Raw genomic sequence first — 381 nt, forward strand, 5'->3', positions numbered from 1 at the left:
TCCTGTGAATGTTTTCTCAGGTGTGAATGTTACCGTTCCATCTGGTGCTACTGTGTAAGTACCTTCTCCTGGAATTGTCTTAGTTGTTGATCCATCTTCGAATGTTGCTGGTACTTCATCATCCATCGGTACTTCTGGGTTTCCTGGTTTGAACTCAGGTTTTCCATTTTGTTCTTTACCTTGGATATCTGTTGTTTCTGCAGGTGTTCCTTCTGGTGTTACTGGTGTTACTGTTGGTGTGTATTTAGCTGTAACTGGCGTTCCATTCTTATCTACACGTTTTACTGTTACTCCTGTTCCTTTTCCTGTGAATGTTTTCTCAGGTGTGAATGTTACCGTTCCATCTGGTGCTACTGTGTAAGTACCTTCTCCTGGAATTGT

Annotated in this window: 1 protein-coding gene; it reads right to left on the reverse strand. The window is 42.0% G+C overall.

What is annotated here, in order from left to right:
- The coding region (locus PNO30_RS02800; protein ID WP_271987081.1) for a hypothetical protein at positions 1–381 on the reverse strand (381 nt) is incomplete at both ends.

This window comes from Gemella haemolysans (assembly GCF_028308085.1).
Lineage (GTDB): Bacteria > Bacillota > Bacilli > Staphylococcales > Gemellaceae > Gemella > Gemella haemolysans_D.